The sequence below is a fragment of the Geoglobus acetivorans genome (genome assembly GCF_000789255.1).
Classification (GTDB): domain Archaea; phylum Halobacteriota; class Archaeoglobi; order Archaeoglobales; family Archaeoglobaceae; genus Geoglobus; species Geoglobus acetivorans_B.
The window spans coordinates 225,373-241,468 of sequence record NZ_CP009552.1; the positions used below are offsets into that span (position 1 = coordinate 225,373).

Sequence of the window (16,096 nt, forward strand, 5' to 3'; positions counted from 1 at the left end):
TTTAACTTTTCCTCACACTTTCCAGCCGGAAAGCGTTATTTTTCTTTTAACTATCCGGTAAAGCACCTGCCTGGCCAGGGCAATAATAGCAATAGACATCCACATGGGCGAATATATGAAGTAGTAGACAGGAAGATACCTGAAATCAATTCTGAACCCGGTTACTTTTGAAAGAACAATCATCAGAGCTGCCCAGACAGAGAAGGTTAGCAGAATAAGAATGAGATTCCTCAGAACATGGTACCCGTATAAAAGATACAGTACCAGAACAGACATCTTGCCGGAAATTACACCAAAGGAGGGCAGGATAAAAAACAGGAGCTTGAACATCACTCCATCGGGAATCGCAATGCCAAGAATCAGGGGCAGAATTGATGGAAAGAGAATCACGATTGCCGGAACCCACATTGCTGGTTTTCTGATGATTTCTCTGAAATTCTCCATCAGCACCTCAGCCCCACCCAAAGCCCATCTTTCCCTCTGAGAAAGCCAATCCCGGATGTTGTGGGGAGAGTCTGTCAAAGCAAAACCATCAACTCCAAACCTGTAGCCAGAAATTCCAAACCTTATGCCGAGATCTGTATCCTCGTTGATTCTTCTCCTGAAGCCTCCCAGCTTTTTCAGAACCTCTTTTCTTATCCAGAACGCCGCACCATTGAATCCGAGGCAGATTCCAAGCCTGGCGGCAATCAAAGAGACCAGATACATGTTGAAATAATCTATATTCACAAGTCTGCTGAGCCTTGAATCCAGGTCTACCTCCTTCTTGATTTCCAGGCCATCAAAGCTCTCGGGATTTCCCGGATTAATCAAAAGGGTATCCGAATCCAGAAAGAGCAGATATTCTCCCTCAGCCATTTCAACAGCATCGTTTAAAGCCTTCCATTTACCTCTTCTCTTATGAGATACCGTTGCTTTTAAACCGTACCTTTCAATAATCTGCAATAACTCATCATCGGGCTCATCAACTGCCAGAATCACTTCAAAACCTTCAAGTCTCTCCAGATTCTCTTCCAGTTTTTCCGGATGTTTGTATGCAGAGATTATTACAGTCCTTTTCATGCAGCATCTCAAGTGTCTCCAGCAGGAGTATTAAAAAATTTCTTCCAGAAAATAATAAAAAATCGTTGAAATTTTTCAAATTCAAAAAGAAAAAATCTGTAGTGACAAGAATATATAGGAGTTCATTTGTATGCATATAATTCGCAACCTTTAAAAACTCACTGGCTTTCCAGAAAACGATCAGCATGTGCGGAATAGTGGGTATTCTCTCAAGAAATAAAAAGGATGATCTCGGTTCACTGGTCATAGAAATGATGAAAAGACTTCAGCACAGAGGCAGGGATGGCGCTGGAGTCGCAATGTATGGTGGAATAAGCCTGGAAAAAGATCAGTACCTCATCAGAGCAGAAATACTCGGTGAAGACCTTGAAGAAAAGCAAAGCGCAATGGAAAAGATAGCCGACCTGGCAAACAGATACGGAAACGTCAGATCCATTCGTAATGTTGTTGAAAGTGAAGAATATTTCATAACCGACTTCCTCGTCGAGAGGGTCGATGATTTTCAGAAGGTGAGAAAGCTCGCACTGGAGATCCAGGGACTGAAGAACGTTGCTGTTCTTTCCGCAGGTAAATTTGAGATGTTCAAGGATGTTGGAACCATAGACGTGGTCGATTCGATATACAGTGTGTCTGAGAAGGGAGGAACTCATGCCATTGGCCACATAAGATTCTCAACAGAAAGTGGAGTTGACAGGTATCACGCTCACCCGTTTCAGAGCTTCCTCTACCCGGACATAACGGTCGTCCACAACGGCCAGATAACCAATTACTGGAACACGAGACAGAGGCTTGAGGCGAAGGGACATTACTTTACAACAGACAATGACACTGAATGCATAGTGCATTACGTTGCAGACAAGCTCCTTGACGGATACAGCCTTGAAGAAGCTCTTGAAAACGCCGTGAAAGACCTCGATGGTCCGTTCGCATTCATAATAGCAACTCCAGACGAAATAGGCGTCGCCAAGGACAAGCTTGGATTGAGGCCCGCAATGGTCGCTGAAGGAGATGGAACCTATGCGATTTCAAGTGAGGAAGTCGCCCTTGAACCTCTGGGACTCGAAACAGAGTATCTTGCCCCTGGAGAGTTTAGAGTTTACAGGAAGTGATCGAAATGGAGATCGATTGCAACGGTTTGAGTGTTAGGGAGATTAACAGGCAGATTAAGGAGGCTGTCAAAAACGGAGAGAAAGAAATTGTTCTGCTGAATCCCGGAGCAAAACATTATCTCGCTGCAGGAGTTGTCGGAGATGTGGAGATACATGTAAAGGGCAGTGCTGGCTATTTTGCAGGAACGATGGTCCACGGCGTGAGAATGATCATCGAGAAGAATGCAGGATGGTTTGCGGGAGATAACATGACCGACGGCTACATAGAGATAAAAGGGGCAGCCGGTGATGGTGTCGGTCAGGGAATTTACAATGGAACAATAGTCGTCAGGGGCAATGCCGGAGCGAGAACGGGGGAGATAATGAAGAACGGTACGATAATAATCGGCGGAAACAGCGACTTCATGACCGGACTGTACATGATGGGCGGAAAAATCGTGGTTCTCGGCAACATCAAGGGGATGGCAGGAGAAAGCATCGTGAGGGGTGCGATTTACGTTAAAGGTGATGTTGACAGTCTCGGAAAGAATGCGAAGCTGGTTGAAATAACTGAAGAAGACGAGGAATGGTTAAAAGATACTCTTAAGGCTCATGATTTTCCCGCATTCACCGAGAAATTCAGAAAAATTGTTCCGATTAAAAAGAGATTCGTGTATGGTAGCGCTCCATCGGAGGAGGGTTAAATGGTATTCGAAATCACGATTGATAGGGAAAGATGTATAAAATGTCTCAGATGCGTGAGGTACTGTCCTACCTCTACTCTGAGCTCTGAAGAGAGCAGAGATGAGAAGAAAGAGCCCGTTGTAAAAGACCAGACGGCATGCGTGGGATGTGGAAACTGTGTGGACGTGTGCCCCGCATCAGCAATTCAGGTTTCAGGAACGTCAGACCTCGAAGAAAGAGGAATGTGGAGCAGAAGCATAGTGCATGAGATCTGGAGAAAATCTGAAACCGGAGAATACCTGGTCAGAGGTACGGGAGCTACCAGACCGGTGCCCCACTTTGATGACCTTGTCCTTCTTCCCGCTCAGACTTCGAGGCCGCCCATAGACAAGTACAGGGAGCCATGCGATACAAGGGTGGTACTGGGAGACAGATTTGCAGAGCAGCCCCTGATTCTCGAAACACCCATAATGGTTGCGGCAATGAGCTACGGCGCATTAAGTCTGGAAGCAAAGGTTGCAATCGCAAAGGGTACAGCAATGGCAGGAACCGCCACAAATACAGGAGAGGGGGGCATGCATCCCGAAGAGAGAAAGCATGCCAAGCTTCTTGTTGCACAGTATGCCAGCGGAAGATTTGGAGTTTCAAGCAGGTACCTGAACTCGGCAGATGCAATAGAGATCAAAATCGGCCAGGGTGCAAAGGCCGGAATGGGAGGGCATCTGCTTGGAGAGAAGGTCACAGAAGACATAGCAAAAATCAGAGGTATCCCCGTCGGAACCGACGCCCTTTCACCTTCAAGACACATGGACATAATTGGCCCAGAAGATCTCGCAATGAAAATAGAGCAGCTCAGAGAGATAACTGACTGGAGAATACCAATAGCGGTTAAATATTCAGCAGGAAGAGTGGCTGATGACGTCAAGATTGCCGCAAAAGCAGGAGCAGACATAATCGTCGTGGATGGCATGCAGGGGGGTACAGGAGCCACGCCAGATGTGGTTGCAAACCACGCAGGAGTGCCAACAATAGCCGCAATAGTTCAGGCTGATGAAGCCTTGAGAGAAATTGGGCTTAGAGACGAGGTCAGCCTCGTGGCAGCAGGAGGAATAAGAACTGGAGCCGACGTTGCAAAGGCGCTGGCCCTTGGAGCAGATGCGGTTCAGATTGGTACCGGAGCACTGATCGCCATTGGATGCACAGTATGCAGACAGTGCCACAGGGGAATCTGTCCTAAGGGCATAGCTACACAGGACCCCAGACTGAGAAGGAGACTTGATCCGGAGAAGGGAGCAGTTAAGGTATACAACTACATAAAGGCCATGACAGAAGAACTGAAAATCCTGACACAGCAGGCTGGAAAGACAGACGTGAAGAATCTCGAAAAAGAAGATTTGAGAGCCCTGGACATAAATACATCTGCCATAACAGGTGTTAAACTGGCTGGCCTGGAGAAACCGTTCAGATTCTGAAAGCACATTTTCTTTAAATTTTCAAAACATATTTTCCTGATTCTCCAGCTGCATAAACAGAGGCCCTCTCTCTAAAAAAGCTGGTGAAAAATTTTAATCTAATTCAAAGTTTTAGAAAAATTTATATGCCAACTAACGGTTAGCTGCTAAAAAACTTTAAGGTGGTCAAATGGATGTGGAACAGGCAAAGAAAATTCTGCAAGAAAACGAGATAAAACAGGTACTGTGTGCATTTGCAGACGTCAGAGGGTATCTGCAGACATTCAGCATTCCTGCAAGAAAGTTTATTGAAGGCGGAGCTTTTGAGGGCATCGGATTTGATGGTTCATCAATAAGAGGTTTCAAATCAATCAACGAGAGCGACATGGTCTGGATACCAGACGTTTCAACCCTGAAGATTGTTCCGTGGGAAACCGACCCGGTTCAGAAAACAGCAATAATGTTCGGAGACGTTTATGAGGCCTGGGGCAGTGCGCAGAGCGACGCAGATCCGAGAGGATACGTTGCAAAGAGAATGGAAAAGAAGCTTGCAGACATGGGACTTTCAGCCATTTTCGGCCCCGAAATCGAGTTCTTCCTGTTTGAAAACGTTGATCCAACAAAGCTCATCTATGATCTCTGGGTGTCCCCCAACGGAGGGACGGGGGACAGCTGGGGGCCACCAAGGGTAATGCCCGAAAGCCCCGAGCTGGCGTCCGGGGGTTTCATAATAAGGCCTAAGGAGGGCTATTTCAGGCCCCCACCCGAGGACACAACCATCACATACAGAAACGAGCTTGTCGATATCCTTGAAAAACTCGACGTAATGGTTGAATACCACCACCACGAGGTTGCAACTGCGGGACAGGTTGAGCTTGACTTCGAGCCAAAGACAATGGTGGATGTTGGTGATGCGTTCTACCTTTACAAGTTTGCCGCAAAGAACCTTGCCGCAATGTACGGAATGATCGCCACATTCATGCCGAAGCCTCTGTACCTGGACAACGCCAGCGGTATGCACGTCCACCAGAGCCTCTGGGAGGGTGAGCCGTTCAAGGGCAAGAACATATTCGCAGATCCTGACGACGAGTACATGCTCAGCCAGAAGGCCAGATACTACATCGGAGGTCTGCTTGAGCATGCAAAGGCACTCACAGCCCTGACGGCACCAACGGTGAACAGCTACAAGAGACTCGTGCCCGGATTTGAGGCACCGATTTACATCTGCTGGAGCCCGAGAAACAGAAGTGCTCTGATAAGAGTGCCAATGTACCACAAGAAACCATCCGCAATCAGAGCCGAGTACAGAGGTGTTGACCCCAGCACCAACCCGTACCTATCACTGCCCGCAATGGTCGCAGCGGGTCTCGATGGTATCAAGAAGAAGATTGAGCCTGGAGACCCGATAATGGAGGACGTTTATGAACTCAGCCCGGCAAGGAAGAGAGAACTTGGAATCGGAGAGCTTCCGACAACTCTGAGGGATGCGATCGATCACCTCGCAACCGACGAGGTTATCCAGGACGTCCTCGGTACACACATCTTCGATGCATTCATGGAAATCAAGATCGACGAGTGGAACCAGTACTGCCTGTACATAACTCCGTGGGAGTTCATGAAATACCTCGACATTTAATAAAATTTCAAAATTTTTTTCATTTGCATACTTAAGCGAAACAAAAGCAATTTTGCGAAATTTTTTGCTTAAAATCCATAAAATACCACAAATAATAAATAAGATCTTTTACAAATTAATACTGAGGTGATAGAGATGGGTGTTCACAGAATTACGAGCGAGGCTGCCAAGTATTATGCCATGAGGGAAAGAATCCTTGGCAGCGGAATCTCACTTCTCGGTGCAGCAAGCGAAAAAGTCCAGGAACTCGATAAGGATACTCTTGAAAAGCTGGGCGATGTTGCGGCCTTCCTTCTGCCACACAGCCCGGGATACGCGGGCAAGCTCACAGCAGTCATAGCAAGACTCTTCTGGGCTCTCGCCGGTGTAGAAGAGAAAGAATTTGAATTCATAGAGCTTGACGATCTTGAAAAAATGATAGAAGAACTCAAAGAAAAAATCAGCTAAAATATTTTTTTATCTCCTCTGCAGTCTCTTCTGGAAGTCTGTTCGAATAAGTTTCATCATATACCTTTGTTATTGCAAAAATGTCGTTCCAGTAGTACTTATCCATGACGCTCCTCGCAACAATGTCAAACTGAGACGCCAGATATTCCTCAGTTCTGAATGATGCAAAGAGTCCGAAATTGAACGCATTGTATCCCTTCTCCCCGTAATACCTCAGCACCTTCACGATGCCCTCTGAAAGCTCTGAAAAATCCTTCTCGTCCAGGTCTCCAAATCCTCTGGATATAAAGGCACTAACATGCTCAAAGCCCCTTGGAGAGAACGGAGCATACCATTTCCACATATTTTCTGAAATTCTGAGATTTCCGGCATTTTCCCAGAAGACTTCCCAGAAGTTCGCACCATTTTCACTGTAAAATTTCTCTGCACAATCTCTTACCCTCTCCTGATAGTCCATGAGCACCTCAGTTACAAGAACCTGAATGTGCGGGTGTGTCAGGCTGCTCCCGGCAGATTTCATGTAATTCATCGTTACCGATACAAAATCCGGTTCAAGCTTAGCCATATACTCCTGAGTAAGCAGGAATGCATCAGTGAATAACTCAGGCCTGAAGTCGCTTATGGGTATGTAATGAGCCCTGGACAGCCGGACAACCAGTGAATTTCTGGCATACGGAGAGATGTTCGCCATGAGGATGGCTTCGCCCCTTTTCATCAGCTCTCCTTTCGCGATTCTGACGTCCCTGCATCCAACCTTATAGATGTTCTCCTCACAGAATGGGCACCATTCATTGCTGAAATCCGGCAATTCCGGTTCCGTTGAGAACGGAAGTGGCTTGGTGATCACCCTCGAAGGTTTTCCAGTAAGTGGGTCAAACCTCACCTCAACATCGACGGTCTCAATCTCGTTTGTCATCGGATTGAGGAACTCCGCCTTCTCAACAACAGTTCTGAACTCCATGATAGTAAATTGAACAGGAATTATAATAGTTTTCCTAAATCAGCCTGCCGTATCTGTCAATGATGCCTTTTTTTATCCTCGTAGCGGAGATGGGCTTATCATCATCGGCAAGAACAAAATCGACTCTAACTATCTTGATCTCATTCTTTCCCATTTCTCTTCGTTTCTCGTTTATTATCTTCGCCATCTCACACGTTTCGGGAGAGACGACGAGATACTCAAAATCATAATCGAGAGTTTTACCGTATGGAGTCGTGATTTCAACTACATGCGGATCAAAGCCATATTTCCTCCTGACGTACCACCTGACGTTTTCAGCCCTGATGACGAAGGGCAAAACGCTCCTGATTCTCTGTCTCGCCATCTTATCGCTGGTAACTCCAATCGTAATGTCCTTCCCTCCAAGTTCCACAGCCTTGTCAATCAGTCTCTTGTGTCCTTCGTGAAGTGGCTCAAACGTGCCACCCACCGCAACCCTGAACCTCTTCATTGCATTTCCTCCAGCAGTTCCCTAATTCTTCTTGCAGTCTCTTCGGGGTCTGCCCTGCCCCGCGTAACCTTCATCACATAGCCAACGAGGAAGTTCGCGGCCTGCTTCTTCCCGGCTTTGTAGTCCTCCACCGCCCTGGGATTCTTCTCTATCGCCTCCCTGCACAGCCTTTCAATTTCCTCCCTGGGAATGGAAAACAGCCCTCTCCTCTCGATAATCTCTCTTACACTGCCGCCCTCATCAAGCTTGGCTCTGATTACCTCGACAACACCCTTTTCAGTTATCTCACCCTTCAGGAAGTAGTCAAGCAGCTCAATCAGCTCGTCAGATGACAGCCTTCTTTCCCCCTCCGCAAAAGACATGTCCCTGTAGTTCAGCTCGCCCCTCAGCACGTCAACTATCCAGCTTGCGGACACCTTTGGATCTATTTTCTCCGCAACCCTCTCGAAGTAGTCGGCCATTTTCGGATCAAGAACCAGGATCTTCGCCTTCTCCACGCTGAGGCCGTACTGCTCCATCAGCCTGTCCCTCTTCTCCCACGGCATTTCCGGCAGGGTTGCCCTGACTTCATCGATGAATTCGCGGGTGTAAACCGGGACGAGGTCCGGCTCGGGGAAATAGCGGTAATCCTGCTCCTCCTCCTTGCTCCTCAGGGAGACGGTTATGTTGTTCGCCTCGTCGAAGTGTCTCGTCTCCCTCTTAACTGCTCTCCCACGCCTTATCAGATTCCTCTGACGGGTTATCTCATAGGTCAATGCCTTTTCGACCCCCTTGAAGCTTGAAATGTTCTTGATCTCAACTCTCCCCCTGCCGGCAATACTTATGTTGGCATCAACCCTCATCGAACCCTCAAGATTTCCGTCGAAAACGTCCAGGTATTCAAGGATTATTCTCAGGTTGTTCAGAAAAGCCCTTGCTTCCTTTGGTGAGTTCAAAACTGGCTCGGTTACTATTTCAAGGAGGGGGGCTCCGCTTCGGTTATAGTCAATGAGGCTGTACCTTGAGGTTGTTATGGACCCCTTGTAGCTGAGCTTGCCCGGATCCTCCTCCATGTGAATTCTCTTGAGCGTTACCCTCTTCTCGCCGTTTTCAGTTTCTATCGTCACGTAGCCTCCCCAGGCGAGGGGCATGTCGTACTGGCTTATCTGGAAGCCCTTGGGCAGATCTGGGTAGAAGTAATTCTTCCTGTCGAACCTCATTACGGGATTTATGTCAGCATTAAGGGCAAGGGCGACCTTTATTGCTGATTTAACGGCCTCCTCATTCAAAACCGGCATCGCTCCGGGCAAGCCCAGACACACAGGGCAGACGTGGGTGTTGGGCTCCTTGCCGTGATAATCGAGAGGGCATGAGCAGAACAGCTTGGTATTTAATCTGTTGAGCTGAACGTGAACTTCCAGTCCGATGACCACATCATCCATGGTTCGGGTGTCGGAAAAAAGGAATATATCTTTTTTGATTCACCTGGCAAATCTTTCAGCAAGGTATTCTGCTATGGTGTGCTTTTCCCCGTCCGTTACGCTTGTGAACCTATTCTCCACCATCACGTCTATTCCGACGCTCCATTTCTCCGCAGGCTGTCCGTAGTACTCGGACTCCCAAACTTCAAGCCAGCCCGGCGGGTTGCCGGGATTCCGGTAGTAATTGTAGTGGCAGGAGCACTTTTCCTCGAACAGCCTTTCTCCGCTCAGTGACCGGGCGGTGGGTGCGGTCTCATTCCCCGCAGGAGTTTTCGCGACTTCTGCCTTCTCGCTTCCCGCGCACCCCAGAAAGAGTGCCACAATGGCAATGGCCAGAATCAGCCTCATACAGAATCCAATTCCAACCGTGTGGCATAAACCTTTCTACATAAATATTTAAATACACACGTATGACAACGTATATCATGCGCATTCCGAGGGTCATGAGCACCCAGCATCCGGACAACGTGGAAATGCCGTTCTTCGCGAAGCAGAGCCATTTTGACGGAGAGGATGAGATAAAGGAAGCTTACTACGTCTTCTCCCACCTTGACATAGAGGAGCAGATGTGGGACTTCGAGGGAAAGGAGGTTGACGATTTCGTGATCAAGAAGCTTCTGAGCACGTATCCCGAATTTTTCAGGAATAACGTCATCGGTCAGGATGTGCGGATCACTCCGAGAGTTCCAAATCCGGAAGTTGAGAGAGATGAGGCAAAGCTTCTCGCCGAAACCCTCGAAATGATCCCCAGAAGCTTCGATTACGCCAGGAAGTTCTACGACGATCCATCGCCGCCAATATTCGAGATAATCGTTCCGATGGTTACAAAATCCGAGGAACTTGAGAGGATTTACCTGTTCTACAGGGACTTCGTTGCCGGAAAGTCAAAGCTGACGCTTGCAGACGGGACAAGGGTTGGGGACTGGCTGGGTGAGTTCGAGCCTGAGACGATTGGAGTGATTCCGCTTTTTGAGGACATCCCGGCAATGCTGAGATGCGACGAGATAGCCGGGGAGTTCGCGGACGGAAAGTTCGACTCCATGAGGGTTTTCCTGGCAAGGTCTGATCCCGCACTGAACTATGGCTTCATTCCCGCGACTCTCGCAGCCAAGATTGCCCTCCAGAAGCTCTACGATCTGGAAACTGACGTTCACCCGATAATCGGGGTGGGCTGTCCGCCGTTCAGGGGGTCTTTCGACCCGGAGAACATGCACGCCCTGGTAGAGTACCCGTCGGTGCAGACGTTCACAGCCCAGTCGGCCTTCAAGTATGACTACGACTTCGGAGTTGCCAGAAAAGCGGTAGAGGAGCTGAGAGACAGCGGTCCTGATAAGCCCCAGGACGTTGAGGTGGATGAGACAATCATACAGAGGTTGAGCGCTGAATACAGAAGAAGAGTTCCGCAAATCGCGGAGTTCGTCAATGAGACCGGAAAATTCGTTCCCAAGAGGAGGATGAGGAAGCTCCACATAGGCCTTTTTGGATACTCGAGAGGAGATAGGGTAAGGCTCCCGAGAGCGATAACCTTCTGCGCGGTCATGTACTCCATAGGATTCCCACCGGAACTGATAGGTATCTCCGCGCTGGGCGACAAGGATTACGAGGACGTGTGCGAGTCCATCCCAACACTCGAGAGCCAGATGGAGTTCGTTCTCTCCCACTTCAATCCCGAAAGCCTGAGGATAGTCCCGTTTGAGGACGATGTAAAAAGAGCGATGGAGCTGTTCGACTTTGAACCGCGTGAAGACTACCTCATTGCAACCGGAAGAACCATAAACTCAATCAGGAAACAGAACGGAATCGGAGACGCGATAATTGAAAGCGGAAAGCTCAGGAGGTTTCTCGGCTGACTGTCTTTTCCCGAAATTATTTCCCACTTCAACAAACCCCCATGTGAAACTTGACGAGAAAGCGATAAAATGGATTATCAGAGAGAAAGGGAAGGGTACACCGACAAAGGAGATAGCAGAGATCGAAAACATAACACCAAGAAGAGTAAATCAGATCTACAAGCAATACAAAGATACTGGAGAAATACCAAAGCCAAAGAAACCAGGTAGACCTAAAAAAGAACTATCAGAAGAAGAAATAGAAGCCATAAAAGAAGCCTATGAAGAGTACAGGTGTAATGCAGTAGTTCTCCAAACAATCTTAAAGGAAAGAGGTTACAGAATAAGCAAGAACAAAATACACGAAGTGTTGAGAATGAACGGCTATGCTAAGGAGGAGAAGAACAAGAAAAAGCGTAAAAAGTGGATAAGGTATGAGAGAAAGCACTCTATGGAATTATGGCATGCAGACTGGTTTTTCTATAACGGGAAGTGGATAATTGCTTATCTGGACGATGCTTCCCGTCTGATTACTGGTTACGGAGTATTTGATAAAGCAACATCTGAGAATGCCATAAAAGTGCTAAAAGAAGCCATGGATGATTATGGCAGGCCGGAATCAATCCTGACGGATAGAGGTACTCAGTTCTACGCATCTGCAGGGGAGAAGAAGGCTAAAGGAGTATCTAAATTTGAGAAATTCCTTGCAGAGAATGAAATTAAGCATATTGTGGGTAGGGTGAATCACCCACAAACGAATGGAAAGATAGAGAGGTTCTATGGAACGCTGGAAGCTAAAATCAAGTATTTCGATACAGTAGATGAATTCATGGAGTGGTACAATCACAAAAGACCCCACATGAGTCTCAACTTAGATGAACTGGAGACTCCCTATAAAGCATTTTTGAGAAAGTTGACTCCTGAGAGAATATTGAGTTATTCGTGGAGGTGGTTTGATGGTGGGAAATGATTTTAGGAAACTACAGTATGAATGCTCACCCGAAAGCCTTATTAACAATTTAGTGTGTCTGGGGAACAGGCGCCGGTGGTGTAGCCTGGCTAACACAGGGGCTTGCCGAGCCCCTGCCCCGGGTTCGAATCCCGGCCGGCGCATTTACACGCCGTTTTTTCCAGTCTGGGGTCTCTCGCTCTCTCTTTTTCAAAATGCAGGTCTGGGAAAACTTTTTTAACTTGTATGGGAAGATAATCAGGGCGGTAAGATGAATGGTGTGAGAGTGGGTATTGACGAAAAGGTTCCGCTTAACAGAGCGGTAGTTCTGGGGTTCCAGCACGTGCTTGCAATGTTTGGTGCGACGATCACCGTACCCCTTGTTGTGGGCAATGCCATTGGTCTTGACCAGCACCAAATAGCGCTGCTGATTCAGGCGGTTCTGCTTGCGATGGGAATTGCAACGATACTCCAGACGACAATAGGTTCAAGGTATCCGATTGTACAGGGGTCGAGCTTTGCCTTCATTCCCGGTCTCATAAGCATAGGGGGTTCGAGCGGTCTGGCAGCGGTTGAGGGTGCGCTTATTGCGGGAGGAATAATAGAGGCGTTTTTCGGCGGTCTCGGGATTGTTGGACGGCTCAGGAGACTGTTCACACCCCTGGTTACGGGAGTGACGATAATGCTCATTGGATTCTCGCTGGCACACGTTGCGGTGAAGTATGCACTGAACTTTTTTGCCGATCCTACAGCTGCCTCAGCTCCAAAGGCTTTTGCTATTGCTCTGATAACATTTGCCGTAACTGTGGCTGTTGCATTGAAGGCAAAGGGATCGCTGAAGGCGATGCCTGTTATAGTGGGTGCAATTGTTGGTTACATTGTAAGCATCCCTCTCGGAATGACAGATTTCACCCTTGTGAACGATCTTCCGGTATTCAACGTTCCATCGCTGTTTCCATGGGGCGTTCCCGTTTTCGAAGTCTCAGCGATAATAATACTGCTGTTTGCGTACATGGTCAGCATCATAGAGAGTGTTGGCGACTATCACGCAATTTCAGCGATTTCAGAGGCCCCGATCACGAAAAAGCACATAAACCGGGGTATCATGAGCGAGGGAATCGCATGTACGATTGCAGGAGCGCTGGGTGCGTGCGGAACAACGAGCTATTCGGAGAACATAGGGCTCGTGGCACTAACAAAGGTGGCGAGCAGGCAGGTGGTGCAGATAGGGGGCATAATCCTGATCGTCATAGCAATGTTTCCGAAGTTTTCGGGATTGCTCGCTTCAATCCCCCAGCCCGTTCTTGGTGGTCTTACGATTGCTCTCTACGGTATGATCAGCGTTACTGGTCTGAGGCTAATCAAGGAAAAGGTTGAACTTAACGACAGGAACGTTCTGATTATTGCAAGTGCAATCATCGTCGGGCTTGGCTCACCGCAGCTTCCACAGGAGTTCCTTGAGCACTTCCCGAGGCTTATTGCAAGCATTCTTGAGTCCGGAATGGCTGTTGGTGCAATAACCGCCATTATTCTCGATCAGGTTTTGAGGTGATGTTATGATAAAGGATGGTAGGTGGGATGGAGTTTACACGATGGAAGATTCTCCGTATCTTATGGAGGTGCTGACCGAACTGAGAGACAAAGAGACGGATTCAATTCCGTTCAGAAAGGGTCTCGTAAAATTTGGAAGGTTCATGGGCTACGAGATAATAAAAACGATGGAGATTGAGAAAATAACTGTTGAGACACCTCTCGAGGAGACCGAGGGAGTGGCCGTCAGGGACAGAAAGAACGTTGTAATAATAACCGTTCTGAGAGCAGCCGTTCCAATGATGGAGGGACTTGTGAAGGTTTTCGAGCATGCCAGAATAGGTATTGTCTCTGCTGTAAGGGGTAAGGCACCTGAGTTCAGGGTCGAGATGAACTACATCAAGGTGCCCAACATAAGCGATGAGGATACCGTCATTATCGCTGACCCAATGATTGCAACAGGCTCAACTCTCCTTGAGGTTATAGCCGAGATAAAGAAATACGGCAGCCCCAAAAGGATCATTGTGGCAGGAGTTCTTGGTTCTCCTGAGGGCATATCGAGAATTAAAGAAAAACATCCTGACGTCGAAATATTCGTCGGAAAGATTGATAGAGGGCTGAACGATGATGGGTACATCCTTCCAGGGCTGGGAGACGCAGGTGACAGGGCTTTTGGATTGCCGGTGAAGCTTTCAACGCTCCCACAGCTGAGGAGAATTGAGTAAACCTACCTTCAATTTTTTCAGAAAAGCTTAAGCATTCGCAAGTGCATTCAATTCAGATGTCAGGTGGTTCTTGCATTGGTGTGATTGCCAGCAGGCGCAAAACAGTCAGAAAGTTCAGCTCAGAAAGTTTCGATTTGAGTCTCATTATTGAGAGTATAGACGTGGCGAAGGAAGCTCCTTCAGGCAAGAACGCCCAGCCCTGGCATTTTGTAGTAGTGAGAGATCCCAAACTAAAGGAGAACATCAGAAAAGTGTGTGAGGATAGTGAGAAAAAGTTCTACTCCAACGTCAGAGGAGAGCTTGCGGAATGGTTGAAAAGCAAGGGTTTGAGCTGGAAAAAGCCCTTTCTGACAGAGGCTCCATACATAATCGCAATTTTCGCCTACAAGAAAGCTCCGTATTCGAGGGAATCAGTCTGGCTTGCTGTAGGATATCTGCTCTTAGCTCTTGAGGAGAGGGGACTCGCAAGTCTTACATACACACCGCCGAACAGAGACGAGGTTGCCCAGCTGCTGAAATGTCCCCCAGAATACAGGCTGGAGGTCCTGATTCCTGTGGGATTTTCGGAAGATGACAAGGCAAAAGAGCCGAGGAAGAACATTGATGAAATAACGAGTCTGGACTATTTTGGAGTAAAACTGGGTGAGAAGGAGTTAAATAACAAAACAGTGCAGGGGAAAACATGAGAATCGGAATCGTGATTTACTCGAACGATGCTGAGACAGTCTGGAACGCATACAGGTTTGCGAACTTTGCCCTGAAAGCCGGAGACGAGGTAAAGGTCTTCCTGCTTGGAAAGGGTGTTGAGTGCGAGAACATGAATGATGAAAGGTTCAATGTCCGGGAGCAGATGGAGGAGTTCGTGAAAAACGGCGGGAAAATATACGCCTGCGGAACCTGTCTGAAAATCAGAGATTCCTCTCCGGAACTCTGTCCGGTTTCCACGATGAAGGACATGTACGAGATCGTGAAGGAAAGCGACAGGGTTCTTACTTTTTAAAATTTTAGGGTTTGGTTCACTCCCAGAGAGGACCGCTCAAATCCAATCCTTGTTATGGCAAAGTTACCCGTAACTTTGCTTTTCCAGCTTTTTTGTCTTTTCGCGTTCTTTCTTTAGACCGATAATTACGGCCACATCCAGTAGGGCCACAAACGCGGTAAACCAGTTCATCCCTTCAGCCAGATAGACATACAGCCCCGCTGCCGTGACGAGTGCTGCTGCCGGAACAAACAGGACGAGGAGCGGTATGAAAGGGATTCTCCTTTTTTCGGCGCTCGAATCGGCAATTTCGAGGGTGTAGTTACCAAACCTTGCAGAATACCAGAGAATCAGGATAGCGAGAACAAATGGCGGTGTGTATTTTTCCGAATTGCTCAACCCCCCTATGTAGTTCGAAACCTGTGTTCTATATTCAATCAGAAACGGAATTTTGAAAATTTCGAGAAGAAATACCCAGCCTGTCAGAATCAGAAGCAGAGCAGTCACGACATATCTGTGCAGACCTTCATGCCTTATTCTTACCTCCACCACTGCCTTACAATTCGGACACTCGAAAATGCGAAAATGTCTGAGCTGAGATGCCAGTTTCCACCATGAGGGCAGGTCTGCCCCGCAGTTCGGACATTTAAGGGTCATTGTGGCATTTTTATCTCTATTATATTTAAAAATTTTTTGATACTCAACAACATTAATCAGAAAAATGAAGGAGAGTTTATAATCAAACAGTTTTTCGCAGATTGAGCTGACGGTATGCCGGCACCGAACATACTCCCGGACTTTCCCG

At 47.7% G+C, this 16,096-nt stretch carries 17 protein-coding genes and 1 tRNA gene; 12 read left to right on the plus strand and 6 right to left on the minus strand.

Annotated features, from left to right (window positions below; all coding sequences use genetic code 11):
* Nucleotides 1–12: 12 nt before the first annotated feature.
* Entirely contained in the window at nucleotides 13–1,062 is a 1,050-nt protein-coding gene (locus GACE_RS01320) for a glycosyltransferase (protein ID WP_048090549.1), read from the minus strand.
* A 185-nt stretch (nucleotides 1,063–1,247) separates the two neighbouring features.
* Between GACE_RS01320 and GACE_RS01325 the strand changes: the two genes are divergently transcribed.
* From GACE_RS01325 to GACE_RS01345, 5 genes are all read left to right on the plus strand, one after another.
* Complete coding sequence (locus tag GACE_RS01325; protein WP_048090551.1) at nucleotides 1,248–2,171, plus strand: class II glutamine amidotransferase domain-containing protein; 924 nt, start codon at nucleotides 1,248–1,250, stop codon at nucleotides 2,169–2,171.
* 5 nt (nucleotides 2,172–2,176) lie between these two features.
* Nucleotides 2,177–2,854 (plus strand): GltB/FmdC/FwdC-like GXGXG domain-containing protein, encoded by a 678-nt coding sequence (locus GACE_RS01330; protein ID WP_048093481.1) that lies wholly within the window; start codon nucleotides 2,177–2,179, stop codon nucleotides 2,852–2,854.
* Nucleotides 2,855–4,306 carry a glutamate synthase-related protein gene (locus GACE_RS01335; protein ID WP_048090553.1) on the plus strand — a complete coding sequence of 484 codons (1,452 nt, stop codon included), beginning with the start codon at nucleotides 2,855–2,857 and terminating at the stop codon, nucleotides 4,304–4,306.
* Nucleotides 4,307–4,475: 169 nt separating this feature from the next.
* Nucleotides 4,476–5,921: a type I glutamate--ammonia ligase gene (glnA, locus tag GACE_RS01340; protein WP_048090555.1), complete on the plus strand. Its 1,446-nt coding sequence runs from the start codon at nucleotides 4,476–4,478 to the stop codon at nucleotides 5,919–5,921.
* Nucleotides 5,922–6,056: 135 nt separating this feature from the next.
* A complete protein-coding gene (locus GACE_RS01345) occupies nucleotides 6,057–6,368 on the plus strand; it encodes a hypothetical protein (protein ID WP_048090557.1) in 312 nt (103 codons plus the stop codon).
* Here the strand turns inward: GACE_RS01345 and GACE_RS01350 are convergent.
* Genes GACE_RS01350 through GACE_RS01365 form a run of 4 tightly spaced genes read right to left on the minus strand, consistent with a single transcriptional unit; the run spans nucleotide 6,361 to nucleotide 9,627 of the window.
* On the minus strand, nucleotides 6,361–7,329 hold the full coding sequence (locus GACE_RS01350) for a hypothetical protein (RefSeq protein WP_048090558.1): 969 nt from the start codon (nucleotides 7,327–7,329) through the stop codon (nucleotides 6,361–6,363). The two genes, GACE_RS01345 and GACE_RS01350, sit on opposite strands and share 8 nt — an antisense overlap.
* A gap of 34 nt (nucleotides 7,330–7,363) precedes the next feature.
* On the minus strand, nucleotides 7,364–7,819 hold the full coding sequence (locus GACE_RS01355) for a phosphopantetheine adenylyltransferase (protein ID WP_048090560.1): 456 nt from the start codon (nucleotides 7,817–7,819) through the stop codon (nucleotides 7,364–7,366).
* Nucleotides 7,816–9,240 carry an Asp-tRNA(Asn)/Glu-tRNA(Gln) amidotransferase subunit GatB gene (gene gatB / locus GACE_RS01360; RefSeq protein ID WP_048090561.1) on the minus strand — a complete coding sequence of 475 codons (1,425 nt, stop codon included), beginning with the start codon at nucleotides 9,238–9,240 and terminating at the stop codon, nucleotides 7,816–7,818. Before gatB ends, GACE_RS01355 begins: the two co-directional genes overlap by 4 nt.
* 39 nt (nucleotides 9,241–9,279) lie before the next feature.
* Nucleotides 9,280–9,627, minus strand: coding sequence for a hypothetical protein (locus tag GACE_RS01365; RefSeq protein WP_048090563.1), 348 nt, complete (start codon nucleotides 9,625–9,627; stop codon nucleotides 9,280–9,282).
* 77 nt (nucleotides 9,628–9,704) lie between these two features.
* Between GACE_RS01365 and ppcA the strand changes: the two genes are divergently transcribed.
* The 7 genes from ppcA to GACE_RS01400 all read left to right on the plus strand — a co-directional run bounded on the left by ppcA (nucleotide 9,705) and on the right by GACE_RS01400 (nucleotide 15,312).
* The gene (gene ppcA / locus GACE_RS01370; protein WP_048090565.1) at nucleotides 9,705–11,129 is read left to right on the plus strand and encodes a phosphoenolpyruvate carboxylase; all 1,425 of its coding nucleotides are present in this window, start codon (nucleotides 9,705–9,707) and stop codon (nucleotides 11,127–11,129) included.
* 43 nt (nucleotides 11,130–11,172) lie between these two features.
* Complete coding sequence (locus tag GACE_RS01375) at nucleotides 11,173–12,078, plus strand: IS481 family transposase (protein WP_048090325.1); 906 nt, start codon at nucleotides 11,173–11,175, stop codon at nucleotides 12,076–12,078.
* A 69-nt stretch (nucleotides 12,079–12,147) separates the two neighbouring features.
* Nucleotides 12,148–12,221 (plus strand) — tRNA-Gly (locus GACE_RS01380).
* Nucleotides 12,222–12,328: 107 nt separating this feature from the next.
* Entirely contained in the window at nucleotides 12,329–13,609 is a 1,281-nt protein-coding gene (locus GACE_RS01385) for a uracil-xanthine permease family protein (protein WP_048090567.1), read from the plus strand.
* A gap of 4 nt (nucleotides 13,610–13,613) precedes the next feature.
* On the plus strand, nucleotides 13,614–14,312 hold the full coding sequence (gene upp, locus GACE_RS01390; protein WP_048090569.1) for a uracil phosphoribosyltransferase: 699 nt from the start codon (nucleotides 13,614–13,616) through the stop codon (nucleotides 14,310–14,312).
* Between the two features lie 56 nt (nucleotides 14,313–14,368).
* On the plus strand, nucleotides 14,369–14,998 hold the full coding sequence (locus GACE_RS01395; RefSeq protein WP_048093482.1) for a nitroreductase family protein: 630 nt from the start codon (nucleotides 14,369–14,371) through the stop codon (nucleotides 14,996–14,998).
* Complete coding sequence (locus GACE_RS01400) at nucleotides 14,995–15,312, plus strand: DsrE family protein (RefSeq protein ID WP_193363922.1); 318 nt, start codon at nucleotides 14,995–14,997, stop codon at nucleotides 15,310–15,312. Before GACE_RS01395 ends, GACE_RS01400 begins: the two co-directional genes overlap by 4 nt.
* A 63-nt stretch (nucleotides 15,313–15,375) precedes the next feature.
* On the opposite strand, the gene GACE_RS01405 is transcribed toward GACE_RS01400, so the two are convergent.
* Nucleotides 15,376–15,948, minus strand: a complete 573-nt coding sequence (locus GACE_RS01405) for a hypothetical protein (RefSeq protein WP_048090571.1) — start codon at nucleotides 15,946–15,948, stop codon at nucleotides 15,376–15,378.
* Nucleotides 15,949–16,096: the final 148 nt, after the last annotated feature.

Bases quoted from the DNA above. Each gene is read 5' to 3' on its own strand.
- GACE_RS01320 (WP_048090549.1), bottom strand. From the start codon at position 1,062: ATGAAAAGGACTGTAATAATCTCTGCATACAAACATCCGGAAAAACTG.
- GACE_RS01325 (WP_048090551.1), top strand. From the start codon at position 1,248: ATGTGCGGAATAGTGGGTATTCTCTCAAGAAATAAAAAGGATGATCTC.
- GACE_RS01330 (WP_048093481.1), top strand. From the start codon at position 2,177: ATGGAGATCGATTGCAACGGTTTGAGTGTTAGGGAGATTAACAGGCAG.
- GACE_RS01335 (WP_048090553.1), top strand. From the start codon at position 2,855: ATGGTATTCGAAATCACGATTGATAGGGAAAGATGTATAAAATGTCTC.
- glnA (WP_048090555.1), top strand. From the start codon at position 4,476: ATGGATGTGGAACAGGCAAAGAAAATTCTGCAAGAAAACGAGATAAAA.
- GACE_RS01345 (WP_048090557.1), top strand. From the start codon at position 6,057: ATGGGTGTTCACAGAATTACGAGCGAGGCTGCCAAGTATTATGCCATG.
- GACE_RS01350 (WP_048090558.1), bottom strand. From the start codon at position 7,329: ATGGAGTTCAGAACTGTTGTTGAGAAGGCGGAGTTCCTCAATCCGATG.
- GACE_RS01355 (WP_048090560.1), bottom strand. From the start codon at position 7,819: ATGAAGAGGTTCAGGGTTGCGGTGGGTGGCACGTTTGAGCCACTTCAC.
- gatB (WP_048090561.1), bottom strand. From the start codon at position 9,240: ATGGATGATGTGGTCATCGGACTGGAAGTTCACGTTCAGCTCAACAGA.
- GACE_RS01365 (WP_048090563.1), bottom strand. From the start codon at position 9,627: ATGAGGCTGATTCTGGCCATTGCCATTGTGGCACTCTTTCTGGGGTGC.
- ppcA (WP_048090565.1), top strand. From the start codon at position 9,705: ATGCGCATTCCGAGGGTCATGAGCACCCAGCATCCGGACAACGTGGAA.
- GACE_RS01385 (WP_048090567.1), top strand. From the start codon at position 12,329: ATGAATGGTGTGAGAGTGGGTATTGACGAAAAGGTTCCGCTTAACAGA.
- upp (WP_048090569.1), top strand. From the start codon at position 13,614: ATGATAAAGGATGGTAGGTGGGATGGAGTTTACACGATGGAAGATTCT.
- GACE_RS01395 (WP_048093482.1), top strand. From the start codon at position 14,369: ATGTCAGGTGGTTCTTGCATTGGTGTGATTGCCAGCAGGCGCAAAACA.
- GACE_RS01400 (WP_193363922.1), top strand. From the start codon at position 14,995: ATGAGAATCGGAATCGTGATTTACTCGAACGATGCTGAGACAGTCTGG.
- GACE_RS01405 (WP_048090571.1), bottom strand. From the start codon at position 15,948: ATGACCCTTAAATGTCCGAACTGCGGGGCAGACCTGCCCTCATGGTGG.